The following is a 14,127-nucleotide window of genomic DNA, read 5'->3' on the forward strand; positions in this document are numbered from 1 at the left end:
TGTATGTCACATCCCGCGCCTGATGGCGTCCACCGGGTTGAGGCGGGCAGCCTTCAGAGCCGGGTAAATGCCTGCCAGAAGGGAGAGGATAACTGCGATACCGAGCCCAAGAGCGAGTAGTGCCGGTGTCACAAGGGTTATGTCAGCACCGGCAAACCCCGCGAAACCGGGACCCAGCTGTTCGAGAATGAATGACTTCCCGAGGGTGTTGATACCCGCCGAGAGGAGAATGCCCAGAATGTCCCCTGCAATTCCCCCGAGAATGCCGATATAGAGGCATTCGAGGAGGATGAGTGCGAGCACATGCCGGTGTGATGCCCCGAGGGCCATCGTGATGCCGATCTCCCGGGTGCGTTCATAGACCGAAACGACCATGGTATTGATGATCATCAAAGCACCGACAACAAGAGAGATGCCGGTGAAAAACGAGAGGATGATGATGACGGCGTCCATCAGCCGGTTGACCGCCTCAATCTCCTCAAAGGGGCCCTGTGCCTGCAGGCCGAGTGCCCGGACATCTGCTGCGACGGAGAAGACATTCTCCGGTGCGTCCACCCGCAGGTAGATGACATCATAGGCACCGTATCCCTCACGCCATTCTTCCAGGCGTGCAGTATCCGTTACAAGCAGAGTGTCAAACATATCGCCGCGGGGGCGGAGAGTGCCTGCGACCCGGAAGGCCACTTCAGTATCCACCGGTGCACCGGATGCGTCATACTCGCGGATACGAATGGACAGGTCGTCACCCGCCCGGATGCCTTCGTATTTGCGCAGCGATTCTGCGATTTCATTTCCCAATACCGCGTCATCTCCATTCCCGGAATAACCGGTGCCTTTGCTGAATTCCGGTGAGAATACCGCGGAAAAATCCTCCCAAACAATTCCTGAGGCCCCCACATAGGTCTGATGCGGCGTTGCGAGGTCCGCGGTGATGACCGGTGCCGTCCCTGCTACATGGATAATGCCCCGGAGGGCGGCAGCCTTTGCGGCGGTGAGCGGGATGATGGTTCCGTCCCGCACGTCTCCGGTTACCTGGATGAGGGTGAGATCTGACTGTTCGCTGATCATCTCAATGGAATGTGCCCGGATCCCTTCGCCGAGTGAGACGATCGCCACCACAGCGGCGACACCGACCGCGATGCCGAGGATGGTGAGGAGGAGGCGCGTGCGCCTCCGCAGGACCTGTCGGCCGGCGACGCGGGCAAAGTCCAGTCTCTGGCCCATCAGACCACCTCCCCGTCGTGAAGGGTGATCATCCGGTCCGCCCGTGAGCCAAGGTCGGCGTCATGGGTGACAATCAGAAACGTGGTTCCCTCTTCCCGGTTTATTTCCCGGATGAGACTCAGAATGTCGTCACTGGTCCGTGAATCGAGGTTGCCGGTGGGTTCGTCTGCGAGAACGACAGCGGGGGCATTGATCAGTGCCCGTGCGATTGCGACACGCTGCTGCTCCCCGCCGGAGAGTTCTCCGGGATAGTGATCCCCCCGCCGCTCAAGCCCGACACGGGCGAGGAGTGCAGATGCCCGCTCCTGCCGTTCCTTTTCCGGGCGGTAGGAGAAGAGCAGGGGATACTCGACATTCTCCCGGGCACTCAGGTGTGGAATCAGGTTAAACTGCTGGAATACAAATCCAATCTCATTGCGCCTCAGGCTGACGAGCCGGGCCGTATCTGCATAATCCACCGGCATGCCCCGGATGCGCACTTCACCGGATGTCGGGGCATCAAGGCAGCCCAGAATATTCATGAGCGTGCTCTTTCCACTCCCGCTCTTTCCGACCACTGCTGTGCATTCTCCTCTTTTGATCTGTATGGAAACGCCCTTCAGTGCCTGCACGGAGTCGCTGTAGGTCCGGACAAGCCGGACGGTTTCAAGTATTGTCTCTCCCATCAGTCCGCCTCCTTCTCGATCCACAAAATTCCGTTGGTAAGGAGCAGATAATCTCCATTGTCCCGCACGGTGACAGTATTGTCCCTGCTCCTCAGGTAGGGTGATATGTCACGCAGATCCTCCCCTACCTGGTGCACCTCATCTGAAGAGAATCCGTCCGTCCACTCCCACCCGTTATATCCGGGGAAGAGCATGGTCAGAATCCTCTCAAAAAAGAGCGGAAGGCTGTTTTCTGCCGGTCGGTTTACCATGATCACATTCTTCTCAGGGGTGTTCGCACTTGTATATCCGGCCGATGGTGCCACGAGGTGGAGGGTGGCGCGGCTGACTTCTTCAGTGACGGTTTCGCCGGGGAAGATGATGGTGCCGGTGGCCATCTCAGGGGTGACTCCATAACTGCTGAAGAGCATGTCACATCCTTCATTCACCCAGATTGAACCTGCTGTGCCCGTTTCAGCCTCATAGACCGAAAGAATGCCTGCTCCCTGGATGACGAGTGTGGCGTTTTCCGGGTGGGTGTTCGTGACTGTGAGTGTGACGGCATTCTCCCCTCCGGTAAGCCCGGAGATGGTGAAGGCGTCCATCCCCGAGAAGAAGTCATTTCTGCTGACAAATCCCTTTGTGTCGGTATAGCGGGAGAACGGATCGGCAGACAGGGAGGCATTCTCCAGTGCGGGGATGATGCAGGGGTATGCTGCCTTCTGCCCGTCCTTGCTCCATGCCCAGTAGATGAAAAGACGGCTATAGAGGGGTGCTGCATCATCCGGAAGGGTTACCGGCATCTTTGCTGTCCAGCTGTCACCCGGGGCGAGTGTGCCGCTGTAGGCACTGTTTCCCGTAGTATAGCAGTATCCGCCCGTGATATCTGAAGAGAAGACATTTTTCAGCGGGTTGTCGCCTGCATAGGTTGCAGAGACGGGGATGCCTGAAAAAAGAATCAGGAAGAGGATCGCTGCCATGCTCCTCTTACGGGAAGGCAAGCGACCCCTCCTGCCGGTTGTCGGAATATGAGGACTCTTTTACGGTTCTCTCCTCATTGACCGTGACGGTGACCTGGTGGGTGCCGGGCGTGGTAAAGAGTGGAATGTAGGTGGTCACGGTGCCGTATGCAGGGACTGTCTCATCCAGAATCCGTACAGCTGCTTTCTCTCCGTCGAGGAATACGGTTACCATGCACTCCTGCACATCACTGCCTCCGCTGTTGGTTATTGTGACCGGCAGCCGGTATTCGGCAAATTCTCCTGCTGAGGCAGGGGTGGTGAGAAGACATCCGGCCGGCAGCATAAGGAGGGATACGATACAGATGGCCGGAAGAATGCTGTTTCTCGTTTTTCCCCGGAGTATAAGGCCTCCTGCGGCAGCTATACCCAGCAGTGCGGGGAAGAGGGGGGCAGGGGAGGTGGTCGCCTCAGGCACACCACCGGCGGCATCCGCACGGACCGGTACGCCTGCCCGTACTGAGAGGTCAGGGAGCGTTCCGATGGTGAGTGATTTTACCGGTGAGGTGACTGTCGAACTGCCGCTATCTGCAATGGCTGATAGCTGATACGACCCTGACGTGGCCATCCAGGATATGGATGCCTCACCGGTTCCGTCCTCTCCTATGGATACATCCGCATCACCGATCGGGGCACCGTCGAGCAGGAAGGTGACATGCACCGGTTCGGAGGTATATGTGCCATAATTCCGAATACTGACCCGTGCTTCTGCCTCTTCCCCGTCATAGGCGTTCTCTGCCACCGGTTCGTCGGCAACATAGGCCGGACCTCCGGACGCACCATCTCTTTCTGCTGTCAGGATGGCGCAGACCGGATGGATATAATCCTCCGCCTCGATGACCGCACCGGTTGTCTCCATGATGCCGTCACCCGTGAGGTCACGTCCACGTTCAAATACCACGGTGTCTGTGGCGGCAAATTCTGCGGTGACATCAAAGATCTCACAGTCTACATAGCGAGAGAGTGTTCCTGCACCGCCGCCGGCGTCAAAGGACTGTTCGTTGCTGAGGTCCCGCATGGACGGATAGCGGGCGTCTGTTGGTCCTGCAATGCCCAGGTCAGCCCCGTTGAAGGTGATATAATCGGGCTGGCCTTCGTTGGATGCGAGCGTAAGGGTGGTGAGGGTGGCTCTGGTGACTCCATCTGTACGGGCGTGCGTGAACGTGCAGGATGCACTGTCCTTTCGTGTCGGGTTTGTGCCTGCCCACCCCTCGCCGTGCAGGTTCTCATTTCCTTCGGCGACCCAGTACTGTGTGACATGTCCGTCTCCTCCGGGGACTGCCGCGACTATCATTATTGCATATATTCTCCCGTCAAGGGAGTTCCCTTCCTCTCCTCTGCTTGTAGTGACAAGGACGGTATTTTTTCCCTCACGCAGGGCGTCGCCTGCATCTGAGGCGATGAGGTAGGTCCCATGGCTTGATGAATAGATGTTTTCCTGCACATCATCCTCGCCATAGAGGGTGTATCTTGTTTTTTTAATATTGTTAACCGAGATCTCTGTCCAGCCCGAGTACTGTTCTGTCCCGCCCCATACCGCCGTATATATTCGTGCCCAGGCAGGATCGGACGGCAGGGTGAAGGTAACATCAACGGGCGGTTCAGAGAGTCCATATGTGCCGAACGTCAGAAGATCCCCTTCGATCTCTCCCTGTGCGGCCACTTCGAGTGGAATTCCTTCAAATGTATAGAGTGCCGATACCGCAGGGCAGATGCATACAAGACATCCGGCGGCCAGAAGAACAGACAATATCCGGCAAAGGTGCATACGTATAGTTGAAATTTTCATCAATATTAGAATTATTATGCCGATTTCTCTTATCTCATGGTGCCGGACAGCCATCCGCCTTCACTTCTGAAACCTGATCCCGGGATAAACATGAATATAACGGCTTTTTTACCTGATTTATGCCGTGAATCGTTTATACTGATTGCGTATTCTGCCGTTCCGCCCGGTTTGGAAATCCTCTCCCGGATTACGATCCTGTCGTGATGCCTGAAAATGTATCCAGTGTCATCTGCCCGGCCTCTCTTCGTTCAAGGCCGGAGACGGAGACGCCAATCAGGCGAACCGGGGTCGTGGTGAGAAACGGAAGCATCAGTGACTGTGCCGTCCGTAGAATAAGGTCAACGCGGTCGGTAGCATGGCCAAACGACATGGCCTTAGTCCGGGTAACAAATCCCCGGTAGCGTATCTTCACGGTGATCGTCCGGCACCGCCCACCGTCCTGCCGAAGGCGCCTGCAGACCTCTCCGGTGAGGGTGGAAAGGGTCCGGCAGAGCAACTCCCTGTCTCTCACATCCTCAGGGAAGGTGCATTCCTTCCCGATGGATTTCCGTTCTCCCCTGTCGGTTACCGGGGTGTCATCAGTACCGTTTGCCCGCGCATGCATCACCATCCCCCACTTCCCGAGAACAGTCCTGAGATGGTGCGGATCCGCTTCTGCGAGGTTACCAGCCGTGGTGATGGAGAGGGACGCAAGCCGTTCTTCAGCCTTTTTTCCGATGCCTGGAATTTTTCTGACCGGGAGAGGCGCAAGAAATGCGGCGGCTTCATCCGGTTGGACGATGGTCATCCCATCCGGTTTCCGGTAATCGGATGCAATCTTTGCAATGGTCTTATTCGGCCCGATGCCCACAGAGCAGGTGATCCCCTGGCGGTATCTGACCAGATCCTTAATCTCCTTTCCGATGGCTGCTGCAGCGGCATATGAACCACACGATGAGATGTCACAGTATGCCTCATCCACACTCACCTGGGCAAAAGCATCGGCAAATGGCTTAATCGCCTGCATAATGTCTGCTGACACCTCGCAGTACAATGCATGACTGACCGGCAGGTAGACTGCTTCCGGACAGCGCACATATGCCTCGCTGATGGGCATTGCACTCCGGATGCCATACTCCCGTGCCTCATAGGAACAGGTACAGACCACACCCCGTCCTCTTCCTCCTTTCGGGTCAGCACCAACGACCACCGGCCGACCGGCAAGGGCAGGATTTTTCCGGACTTCAACAGACGCAAAGAAACTATCCATATCCACATGAAGGATGATTCGTTCTGTCTGTACCCCGTGCATATCCCGCATGTCCTCTCTTCCCGCTGGTTACCCGTGATAACCTGTTTCATAAACGAGGTATTTGAAGTATGGCTGTGTAGTGTGAAACTAAGGAACCGACTTGCTGTCCAAACCGTATGGCTTTCCTCGAAACTGACAGTATCACCAGGGGTATCTGCGGTGATGCTGGTAGTTTGAACACTGTGTTTCAGGGAGGAAGACAGATGTTTCTTCTTGTGGTATCCTGTCCGGGTTACTGTGCACAACCTAATATCTCCTCAGGTAGAATATCCGGTATCTATGTCACTCAAGACACTCCTCGTTACTCCTGCAGGGAGGGAGAAGGTCTGGGATGTTCCCGGCAGAAATCCGCCGGATGCGGTACGGGCGGCAGATGCCTTTACGGGGCGGTTTGCCCGCCGGTGTGCCCAGTATGCCCGGATCCATTATCCGAAGGACTGGGTGATTCTCTCGCCAAACTTTGGATATCTCCTGCCGGATGATGAGGTTCGCAACTATCGCAATGATGAATTCGGGGAATACAGCCTTGAATTTGATACGATCCGTGAAAATGCTGATTATGACGGTCTTCTAGGGTATGACTCGGTCATTTTCCTTGGAAACCGTGAGGATTATGGGGGGTACATTGATATTGTCAGGCAGACCTTTACCGGCAGCTGGGTGGAGGTGCCTCTTGAGCATGCCGCATCGGGCGGTGAGATGCTTGGTCATCTCGTCGACTCCCTCACACGGGGGACTCCGCTGCGCAGCAACATCATTCATCTCTCCCGGATACGGGTGGAGGGTCTCTTTGGGGAACTGACCCACGACATCTCCCTCTTCCCGGAAGATTCTCTCTCCATCATCACTGCCCCGAACGGATATGGGAAGACGACCATCCTCCGGATACTCCGGGCGGTCTTTGTGGGAAATGTCGACGAACTCCGGATACTTCCCTTCGGATCCGCTGAACTGGAGTTTATCCGGGATGACTACACCGTGTCGGATGTCCGCGATACGCTTTTGATTGAAAAGCAGCAGAGTTCGCAGTTTCCGCTGAGAATTGATATCTCGTTTACCTATACCCGCGGCGCTGACGGAAAGAAGCGGCAGTACGTTCTCAGAGACGGAGAGTATGACAGTGACGTGGTATCCACAGAGCTTGCAGGAATCATTCCCCCGGTGCCGGTGAAGTATATCTCTGCCCAGCGCCTCTGGCATGACCGGAATCGCCGGAAAGGTGTTACCGGGGATCTGCTGGCCTGCTATGACCGTAATCATGAGGGGGCATACGAACTCACTATCCTCGCATATGCAGATGATGTAATCAGGCGTATTCAGGCACTCCTCGCCGATTATGCCTCAATCGCACAGGAACTGGATGCCACCTATCCTGCACGGTATCTGCAGGCGCTCGGAGATGGCGGCCTTGCCCCGTCGGCAGCAGAGATAGAATCCGACCTGATCCAGCTTCAGATAGAACGGGAATCGTTTGAAACTCTTGGATTTCTGCCATATACCCGGCTCGATGAAGGGGATGTGATGATCACACCCGGAAAAATCGGGGACGACCCCGGTGTCCGGACTGCAATTTATCTGTATATCGCAGACTCACGGGAGAAATATCAGATATTTGGGGGGCTGAAGCAGAAGATTGATCTTCTGGAGGAGATTATCAACGCGCTCTTTTTAAATATCGACCTCACGGTTGACATCGAAAGCGGCTTCCTCCTGAAGTTTATGGGACGTGACCCCGTACCGCCTGAGGCGCTCTCTTCCGGTGAACAGAATCAGCTGGTTATGTATTATGACCTTATTTTCAAGACTGATCCCGGCACACTGGTTCTCATCGATGAACCGGAAATCTCCCTGCATGTGGTCTGGCAGCGGCAGTTTTTGGATACCATTCTGGGTATCATCGCCATCACGGGTTCAGATTTTATTCTCGCAACCCACTCGCCGCAGCTGATTCACACACACTGGGACAAGACCATTGACCTATCAGGGAATTATCCGGATGAAAGGTAAAAACCGCAGGTTCGCCGGGTATCGTCTGGAAGAGATCTGGGCCGATCCCGATGAAATCCGGGGCATGATTGAGACGATGGAGATGACCTATCCCGGGATGGGGGGGAAAGTCTTTGTGATCACGGAAGGCCCCTATGATCTGGAGGTGTATGACCGCTGTTTTAACAGTGAAACCTGTATCCTGCGGATTGCAAACTCAAAGGAGAATGTCTGTGAGATAGTGGAGGGCATCTGTGCACGGAAGGCTGCATCCACTGCAGACAGATCTGAGGAAGGTACGCAACGGGATGAATGCCGCATCATCGGTATCATCGACAGTGATTATTCCCTCTTTGACAGTTCATGCAAAGAGCGCAAGAACATCTTCCGTACGGATACCCACGACCTGGAGACGATGCTCGTTGCATCCGGTGCCCTTGAGAATGTCATCGATTACATTGAGAAGAATGCATTGCCGCAGACATTCTCCCAGAAGGCATACGGGTCACTACGGCAGGGAAATCTGCGGGCGTCACTCACACGGGCAGGCCGGTACCTGGGTATGGCGGTCTTCGTGAACAATCAGGGTGGTTTCAATATCACCTTTAAGCACATCAACTGCAAGAAGCGGGACATATTCTCGCGATTTGTCAAAGCTGAGGCGCTTGAATGTGATATTGAAGCGCTGAAAGAGGTGATTCTTGAGAAAAATCCCGGACGGGGAGAGGATTTCATGGATGCGTTTGAGCGGGTGATCAGGGAATCCGGCGGATACTACTTTGAATATCCGTGGCATATCTGCCGGGGGCATGACCTCATCTGCATTCTGGTTCGTGATCTCAACCTGCGGTATTCCCTGCGTGACGGTGAGCAGATTGGGGGCCGGGATCTCGAACGTCTTCTGCGGCGCCATTATCATGCAGTGTATTTTGCTGAGACCGACCTCTGCAAACAGATTCGTGACTGGGAAATTGAGATGTTTGGCAGCGGCGTGTCGCGGATCTTCTCCTCTCAGATATATCGGGTTCTGCTGTGACGTGAATATTTTTGGACATTCATTGCTGATCTGAATCGGTATTTCATATTTTCCCGTGCTGAAGAATCGTTTCGCAGGAGAGAGGGTACACTGATGAATCTTCTGAGCATCGGGGCTCTGTATGATGCCTTCTGCAGTCTCTCTCTCTCCAATTTTCAATACTCTGGATCAGGTCAATTTACAGGATTGCAGGCAGATTCTGTCTTTGGTGAGCATGAAACCCGGTTCACTGCAATTCAAAGCGCCAAATGGAGATCGCTTTTTTTCAAAAAATGAGTATTACTGAATATTTGAGTAGTTGTCCTCAACTTCGTCTGTTGCGGTGTGGCGCAGGTCCATGAGTTCGAGGATGACCGCATCAGAGAAGATCATTGCTGCCGTCTCAAACAGCGATCCGGTGGGCGCCTTCGGGTTGTAGGCTGCACCTGACCGGTGCTCACCGGTTATCTGCCGTATGGCAAAGTCGGAGGGAAGCCCTTCGTCGTCATACGGCCGGCTGTTGAGAACCACCGTCATGTCGGCTGTTGTTGCCATGGAAGATTCAGTCCGTGATGTGATCAATGCGAGTGTGCCGCCGACCGCCTTGGCGGTCTTACAGATGTCGGTGATGGAATGGGTTTCACCGGACCCGGAGAAGGCAACGAGCAGGTCACCCCTCTGCATTGCAGGGGTGATTGTCTCGCCGACGACATAGCTCTCCATCCCGAGATGCATCAGCCGCATCGCAAAGGCCTTGGCAATGAGCCCGGACCGCCCTGCACCGGCCACATAGATCCGGGGGGCAGTGAGGAGCGCCTGCATAAACTGCTGTCCTTCCCTGTCAGATACCGTATCTGCGATAGAACCTGCTGCAGAAGTGATCATTCGCATCAATTCCTGAATTTTATAGTTAGTCCCCATGTCTGCCGTACAGATGTTGGCTATGCTATATGATAATGTTCTTTACGATATGTCCCTGTCAGGAAAAGGGATGTTATCTGCCGCCGCAGTGCCGGTATGCCCGCGCCAGCCTGTTCATTCCCTCTGTGATCTCCTCCTCTGCTGCAGTGGAGAAGTTCAGGCGGAAGGTGTCATGGCCGCCGCCTTCCGCATAAAATGGTACACCGGGAAGGACTGCCACACACTCCTTCAGGCATGCATCGAAGAGGGCCATTGAGTCTTTCCCCTCAGGCATGGTGGCAAGCATGAACATACCTCCTTCCGGTGTGGTATGAGAGACGTCCGGCAGGAGGTCATCTAAGAGATTGCACATCTGCCTGCAGTTTGTTTCATATACCCCGCGCACCCGTCTCAGATGACCTTCATAGTCATGGGTGGTGAGATACCGGTGCATTACTGCCTGTGAGAGTGCATTCGGGTGAAGGTCTGCTGCCTGCCGGACGGCATCGAACTTTTCAATGACCGGGCCCGGTGCATATATCCAGCCGATGCGCATACCGGGCGATACGGTCTTCGAAAATGATCCGCTCATCACCCCGCATTCCGGCGCAAAGGCCTTTACCGGCATGCGGGGCCTGCCGTCAAATGCAAGTTCGCCGAAAGCATCGTCTTCATAGAAGATGGTCTCAGTCTCCCGGCAGCACTCCGCACACTCCCTCCGAACGGCATCGCTGTATGCGGTACCGGACGGGTTCTGGAAGTTTGGGATGCCATAGAAGAAGGCAGGTTTTTCTTCCCGGCACAGGGTCCGGAAGGCGTTCATATCGGGTCCCTCTTCTGTCACCGGGATGGTTTTTATCCGGGGCTGGTAGTAGCTGAAGGCTTCAATCGCGCCGAGATAGCCGGGCCGCTCCATTCCGACCACGGTGCAGGGGTCCACGAGTATCTTTGCGGTCAGATCCAGACACTGCTGGGAGCCGTTTGTGATGCGTATCTCATCTGCAGTGGCCGATAACCCAAGGCGGGACCGGTAGCGTGCTGCGATATATTCCCGCAGGGGCAGATAGCCGTCGGTCGTCGTATACTGGAGGGCTCTCTCTCCTTCGTCGGCAAAGACGGCCGCTGCGGCATCGCGGATACCTGCCACGTCGATGAGGGATGTCATCGGGAGGCCGCCTGCAAAGGAGATGATTTCCGGGTCGCGTGATACGGCAAAGAGCCGGTCAAGGAATGATTCCGGAGCGGCGTCAAGCCTGCGTGCAAAATGGTAGTTCATGGATGCCTCTGTTTGTATATAGGATCTGGATGGGAGATACTAAAACCAATCCGATGGCGGTAGCAAGCCAAAACCGGTCTGTTATTTCCGGGATGGTATCAGAAAAAAAAGATTATGCGAGGTAGTCAGCAGGTTCAGGAATCTGTTCTTTAAGGCCTTTGCGCTTCCTGATCTCCTTCACAACTTCCTTGAGCATGCCACCTGGCACAGTCTCGAATCCGGCGAATTCTGTAGACCACATTGCACGCCCTTCAGTTGCTGACCTGACGTCACCTGCGAACCCAAAGAGTTCTGCGACCGGTGCCTTTCCGACGACCGTGATGGTGTCTCCCTCGGACTGCATATCAAATACCTGGCCACGGCGTCCCTGGATCTGGGCAGTTGCTGCACCCATGTGGTCCTGTGGAACGGTGATCTGGAGAATCTGCATAGGCTCGAGGAGTGAAATGTCAGCCATCAGAAGACCGCCTTTCACTGCACCACGGACAGCAGGAATGACCTGTGCCGGGCCACGGTGGATAGCATCTTCGTGAAGCTTTACATCCATGAGACGGATCTTCACATTCTGGACCTGCTCATCAGCAAGAGGGCCGCCTGCGAGTGCTTCACGCCATGCATCAAGGACAAGCTCCATGGTCTCGTTCAGATACTGGATACCCTTGGTCATGTCGAAGAACATGTTGGTGCCTTCGATAGCAACCAGGCTCTTTGCCTCGTCCTTGTCAAATCCTGCCTCGACCAGTGCGTCACGGCGTTCCAGTGCCGGGAGATCCATTGAGATCTTTCCGTCTTTGATCAGCTGGACGACATTGTCAGGAACAGGCTCGAACTCAAGGTAGAACCGGTTGTGGCGGTTGGGTGACTTTCCTTCGACCGGGCCTGTTTTACCGGTGATTGTCTCACGGTATACCACAATCGGCGGGGTGGTCACGATCTCAACACCCTTATCACGGTGGATACGGTGGGTGATGATCTCAAGGTGCAGCTCTCCCATACCGGAGATCAGGTGCTCTCCGGTCTCCTCGTTGATGTTCACGAGAACGGTCGGGTCTTCCTTTCCTACCTGGCGAAGCACGGTAACGAGCTTCGGGAGATCCTTCATATTCTTTGCTTCAACAGCAACGGTCATGACAGGTTCTGAGTAGTGCTTGAGGGACTCGAATGTCTGCATCTCCATCAGGGTTGAGACAGTCGAACCGACAATAGCGTCTTTGAGGCCGGTGACAGCGGCGATATTTCCGGCATTCAGTGACTCAACCTCAATACGCTCTGCACCCATGAAGATACCAACCTGGGTGAGGCGGTTGACGCGTTTTGCAGTACCCATGACATACATCTCGTTGCCACGCCTGAGAGTGCCGGAGAAGAGACGCCCGGTGGCGACCTCGCCTGCATGCGGGTCAAAGGAGATGTCTGTTACCATCAGGCATGCAGGACCCTCGGGGTCACAGTTGAGCATTGCCTTGCCTTCTGTGGTATTCGGGTCTCCGTGCTGCCAGATGATGGGAACACGGCGCTTCTGGGCATCAAGGGGATCCGGAAGATGGTTAACCACCATATCAAGGACGACCTGACAGAGGGGGCTTGACTTAGCGAGTGTCTTCATGTCTCCTGCCTTACAGCAGTCGTACACGTCTTTGAATGAGACACCGCTCTTCTTCATGAACGGGATGGAGATTGCCCAGTTGTAGAGTGCGGATCCGAATGCGACAGTACCTTCTGCTGCATCGAGTTTCCAGCCATTCTTGTAGGCCTCTTCGTTCATGCCTTTGATGAGCTTGTTCACCTTGTCAATGACTTTTCCAAGGCGGATCTGCATCTCCATCTCGTCGACCTGAAGTTCGTTTATAAGGCGGTCTACTTTGTTGACAAAGAGAACCGGTCTGACTCCTTCCTTCAGGGCCTGGCGCAGGACAGTCTCTGTCTGGGGCATTGTGCCCTCAACTGCGTCCACAAGGACGACAGCACCGTCAACCGCACGCATTGCACGGGTAACGTCACCGCCGAAGTCCACGTGGCCCGGAGTGTCGATCATGTTGATGAGGTACTCTGTTCCACCATACTCGTGGACCATCGAGACGTTTGAGGAATCGATAGTGATGCCACGTGCCTGTTCCTCCTCATCGGAGTCCATCCAGCATGCCTTTCCGGCAATTTCTTCGCTGATCATCCCGGCCCCGGCAAGGAGATTGTCGGAGAGGGTGGTTTTCCCGTGGTCAATGTGTGCGACAATACCGATGTTGCGGATGTGCTCCGGCTGGCTCATCAGTGTTGTGACCCGCTCGACCATTTTTCGCCTTCGCGTCATAGTGATTCTCTAAAAGAGTATTGGGTTTATCGTGCAGACTTTGCCACACGTTCGCGTTCTTCTTTCTTTCCAACAGAGTAGCACCGGACATCACCGCTTGCTGCTGCAATGAGTTCGTCTGCAAGGACGTTTGCTGCCGGCTTCTTCTTCTTGTGGGATGCCTGGCGGACGCCGCGTGCAATAAACATCAGTGCTGTGTCAACACGGCGCTGGGGAGCGGTATCAACTGACTTTGGTACATTGATGCCACCGTACTTCAGACGGACAGTCTCCTCACGGGGTCCTGCATTTGAAATGGCGTCAATGAGAACTTCCACCGGGTTCTTCTTTGTCTTCTGGTTGATGATATCAAATGCATCCTTGACAATGCGGGTGGTAAGTTCTTTCTTGCCGGTATTGTTCTCTGTCTGCATGAGCTTGTTAATCAGGCGTTCGACAATGAGCATGTTGCTCTTTGCAAACTGGGTGCCTGCAAGCTTTCCACAGGAGTGTGGTACAATCATCGACTGGGTGCTGATGTAGCGGACCAGACCCGGGTCTTTGATCTCGATTTCCGAGAGATCCCACTTGTTAAAGAGCAGGTGTCCGGGGACAATTGCTTTTGCCTTAACCGGGACTTCCACAGCTGCTTCTTCGACAGCAACATCTGTCTGAATATCTTCTTCTGTCATCATG

General features: G+C 54.7%; 11 protein-coding genes. 2 read left to right on the forward strand and 9 right to left on the reverse strand.

Going from position 1 to position 14,127, the window contains the following annotated elements; all coding sequences use genetic code 11:
- Positions 1-6: 6 nt before the first annotated feature.
- The 5 genes from L1S32_RS10850 to dinB all read right to left on the reverse strand — a co-directional run bounded on the left by L1S32_RS10850 (position 7) and on the right by dinB (position 5,976).
- A complete protein-coding gene (locus L1S32_RS10850; protein ID WP_278155115.1) occupies positions 7-1,224 on the reverse strand; it encodes an ABC transporter permease in 1,218 nt (405 codons plus the stop codon).
- Entirely contained in the window at positions 1,224-1,889 is a 666-nt protein-coding gene (locus L1S32_RS10855) for an ABC transporter ATP-binding protein (RefSeq protein ID WP_278155116.1), read from the reverse strand. The genes L1S32_RS10850 and L1S32_RS10855 overlap by 1 nt, the downstream gene beginning before the upstream one ends.
- Complete coding sequence (locus L1S32_RS10860) at positions 1,889-2,848, reverse strand: DUF3344 domain-containing protein (protein ID WP_278155117.1); 960 nt, start codon at positions 2,846-2,848, stop codon at positions 1,889-1,891. The genes L1S32_RS10855 and L1S32_RS10860 overlap by 1 nt, the downstream gene beginning before the upstream one ends.
- Positions 2,849-2,855: 7 nt before the next feature.
- Positions 2,856-4,637 (reverse strand): DUF3344 domain-containing protein, encoded by a 1,782-nt coding sequence (locus L1S32_RS10865; RefSeq protein WP_278155118.1) that lies wholly within the window; start codon positions 4,635-4,637, stop codon positions 2,856-2,858.
- Positions 4,638-4,863: 226 nt separating this feature from the next.
- The gene (gene dinB / locus L1S32_RS10870; protein ID WP_278155119.1) at positions 4,864-5,976 is read right to left on the reverse strand and encodes a DNA polymerase IV; all 1,113 of its coding nucleotides are present in this window, start codon (positions 5,974-5,976) and stop codon (positions 4,864-4,866) included.
- Between the two features lie 270 nt (positions 5,977-6,246).
- On the opposite strand from dinB, the gene L1S32_RS10875 reads away from it, so the two are divergent.
- Both L1S32_RS10875 and L1S32_RS10880 read left to right on the forward strand, forming a co-directional pair.
- Entirely contained in the window at positions 6,247-7,974 is a 1,728-nt protein-coding gene (locus L1S32_RS10875; RefSeq protein ID WP_278155120.1) for an AAA family ATPase, read from the forward strand.
- Entirely contained in the window at positions 7,964-8,989 is a 1,026-nt protein-coding gene (locus tag L1S32_RS10880) for a DUF4435 domain-containing protein (protein WP_278155121.1), read from the forward strand. Before L1S32_RS10875 ends, L1S32_RS10880 begins: the two co-directional genes overlap by 11 nt.
- A gap of 279 nt (positions 8,990-9,268) precedes the next feature.
- On the opposite strand, the gene hxlB is transcribed toward L1S32_RS10880, so the two are convergent.
- The 4 genes from hxlB to L1S32_RS10900 form a co-directional block, all read right to left on the reverse strand.
- Positions 9,269-9,859, reverse strand: coding sequence for a 6-phospho-3-hexuloisomerase (gene hxlB / locus L1S32_RS10885; RefSeq protein ID WP_278155122.1), 591 nt, complete (start codon positions 9,857-9,859; stop codon positions 9,269-9,271).
- Positions 9,860-9,962: 103 nt separating this feature from the next.
- A complete protein-coding gene (locus tag L1S32_RS10890) occupies positions 9,963-11,144 on the reverse strand; it encodes a PLP-dependent aminotransferase family protein (RefSeq protein WP_278155123.1) in 1,182 nt (393 codons plus the stop codon).
- 112 nt (positions 11,145-11,256) lie between these two features.
- A complete protein-coding gene (locus L1S32_RS10895) occupies positions 11,257-13,452 on the reverse strand; it encodes an elongation factor EF-2 (protein WP_278155124.1) in 2,196 nt (731 codons plus the stop codon).
- Positions 13,453-13,478: 26 nt separating this feature from the next.
- Positions 13,479-14,126 carry a 30S ribosomal protein S7 gene (locus L1S32_RS10900; RefSeq protein ID WP_278155125.1) on the reverse strand — a complete coding sequence of 216 codons (648 nt, stop codon included), beginning with the start codon at positions 14,124-14,126 and terminating at the stop codon, positions 13,479-13,481.
- Position 14,127: the final 1 nt, after the last annotated feature.

The sequence above is a fragment of the Methanogenium sp. S4BF genome (assembly GCF_029633965.1).
In the GTDB taxonomy this organism is placed as follows: Archaea; Halobacteriota; Methanomicrobia; order Methanomicrobiales; family Methanomicrobiaceae; genus Methanogenium.

Coding starts and splice junctions, on each gene's coding strand:
- L1S32_RS10850 (WP_278155115.1), bottom strand. CDS start 1,224: ATGGGCCAGAGACTGGACTTTGCCCGCGTCGCCGGCCGACAGGTCCTG.
- L1S32_RS10855 (WP_278155116.1), bottom strand. CDS start 1,889: ATGGGAGAGACAATACTTGAAACCGTCCGGCTTGTCCGGACCTACAGC.
- L1S32_RS10860 (WP_278155117.1), bottom strand. CDS start 2,848: ATGGCAGCGATCCTCTTCCTGATTCTTTTTTCAGGCATCCCCGTCTCT.
- dinB (WP_278155119.1), bottom strand. CDS start 5,976: ATGCGGGATATGCACGGGGTACAGACAGAACGAATCATCCTTCATGTG.
- L1S32_RS10875 (WP_278155120.1), top strand. CDS start 6,247: ATGTCACTCAAGACACTCCTCGTTACTCCTGCAGGGAGGGAGAAGGTC.
- L1S32_RS10880 (WP_278155121.1), top strand. CDS start 7,964: ATGAAAGGTAAAAACCGCAGGTTCGCCGGGTATCGTCTGGAAGAGATC.
- hxlB (WP_278155122.1), bottom strand. CDS start 9,859: ATGCGAATGATCACTTCTGCAGCAGGTTCTATCGCAGATACGGTATCT.
- L1S32_RS10890 (WP_278155123.1), bottom strand. CDS start 11,144: ATGAACTACCATTTTGCACGCAGGCTTGACGCCGCTCCGGAATCATTC.
- L1S32_RS10895 (WP_278155124.1), bottom strand. CDS start 13,452: ATGACGCGAAGGCGAAAAATGGTCGAGCGGGTCACAACACTGATGAGC.
- L1S32_RS10900 (WP_278155125.1), bottom strand. CDS start 14,126: ATGATGACAGAAGAAGATATTCAGACAGATGTTGCTGTCGAAGAAGCA.